General features: G+C 42.8%; 1 protein-coding gene. It reads left to right on the top strand.

The genetic code is table 11. The annotated features are described in order from the left end of the window. The first annotated feature begins 163 nt into the window (after positions 1-163). Positions 164-1456, top strand: a complete 1293-nt coding sequence (locus tag BALCAV_RS20720; RefSeq protein WP_052044432.1) for an IS110 family RNA-guided transposase — start codon at positions 164-166, stop codon at positions 1454-1456. Positions 1457-1807 lie beyond the last annotated feature (351 nt).

The following is a 1807-nucleotide window of genomic DNA, read 5'->3' as shown; positions in this document are numbered from 1 at the left end:
CGAGCCTCCTCGGCAAGCCTTGCGGGGTCTCGCTCCACGGTTTATTCCCGCGGGAGCATTCCTGTGGGATTCGTTTTCGCCTCTTTACAGAAAAAAGGCCCTCCTTTATGCTGTTATTGTCACCAACCAAAGTAACAATGTTTTCATACAAGGAGGACCTCATATGAATCATACGCGTAATGATCGTATAAATCAAGTCAATCACGATACTCTAATCATTGGCATCGACATTGCTAAACGAAAGCACTTTGCCTGTGCGGTGGATGATCGAGGACTAGAATTAGGAAAAGCTTTTCCTATTACCCAATCAAGGGAAGGGTTTATTCTCTTTCATCAACAGGTTTTCAAACTGATGAAGCAACATCAAAAACAAAAAGTTCTTATTGGTTTTGAACCGACAGGGCATTATTGGAAGAACCTCGCAGCCTTTTTCAATCATTGCGACCTTCCATTTGTCACCGTGAATCCGTTACATGTTAAACGCCTGAAAGAAGTTGATGACAATCTTCAAACGAAAAGTGACCAAAAAGATGCGAGGGTCATCGCTAAACTCATGACTCACGGGAATTTCAGTAAACCCCGTACACTTGAAGGAATCGATGCGGAGTTGCGCCAAGGCTCTACCTTCCGTGATCATCTCAAAAAAGAAAAAGCTCGCTTAATCAATCAGATTAAGCGCTGGACAGACCTTTATTTCCCTGAGGTTTTTACGGTCTACAAAGACATAGGAATGAATCTTTTGGCACAACTCAAACATTGTCCCATTCCATCTGAATTAGCTCAGGCAGATGTGGAAGCCCTGCGTCTTACGTTTAAACAAGAGGAAGGCATTAGGAGTCCCTCTCGTAAAGGACTTAATCAATTAAAAGAGGTCGCGACCTCTTCCATCGGATTAACAGAAGGGACGGAACTGGCCAAGCGACAAATTCGCTGGATCATCGCTCAATATCAACAAGTCTCTAAAGAACTAGACCAAATCAATCAGGAATTAGAAACGTTAGCGAAACAGTTACCTGACTATGAATTTCTGGTATCCATACCTGGTGTTAGCTCAGATACCGTTTCCGCTCTATTAGCTGAAACAGGCTCACTCTCCCTTTATCATCATCCACGCCAACTCATTAAATTAGCGGGATTGATGTTAACGGAGAACTCGTCTGGTCAACACAAAGGAAGGAAGAAGTTATCCAAACGAGGGAGGCGGCGTCTTCGGGCTCTCCTGTTTCGAGCGATTCTTCCACTCATTCGAAATAACGTCGCTTTTTCAGAGGTCTATCAATACTATATCAGTCGAAATCAGAACCCATTAAAAAAGAAAGAAGCTCTTGTCATTCTTTGTAGTAAACTACTCAAGATTTTCTGGGGATTAACCCATCGAAAAGTCTATTTTGATGGGAAACAGATGAGGATGGACTTCCACCCTCTCTCCACCGATTGCGAACCTTTAGCTTCATAAAATTCAAGATGACATCAAAGATCGGCGCAAGTAGAGAAATGAGACCATGAGTCTATGCGGGAGCATAAAGCCGACTCTGCCTTATGATGAGACCCAACGAAGGAAAGTGGACGCATGACGTCAAGAGACATGGGAGGGTGAGTCCTCATAAGAATAGCAGGGGAAAAGCATGCATCGAAATAGTGAATAATGGATGTTTTTCCCAATATCCATCAGCGTAGCGTCACCTCGTGTTCCTAATAAAGGATCTACTGGAATATTTAGTTGAATTACTCTTGGGTGATGTCCTCAGAAAAAATATTTTTTTTAATCCAATTGAATCGTAACCCTTGGTACAATAGCTTTTCCGGA

It is taken from the genome of Alkalihalobacillus alcalophilus ATCC 27647 = CGMCC 1.3604 (assembly GCF_000292245.2).
GTDB classification, from domain to species: Bacteria; Bacillota; Bacilli; order Bacillales; family Bacillaceae_D; genus Alkalihalobacillus; species Alkalihalobacillus alcalophilus.
The sequence above is the reverse complement of the archived record's forward strand: the minus strand, read 5'-3'. Positions and strand labels throughout refer to the sequence as shown.

Coding starts and splice junctions, on each gene's coding strand:
- BALCAV_RS20720 (WP_052044432.1), top strand. CDS start 164: ATGAATCATACGCGTAATGATCGTATAAATCAAGTCAATCACGATACT.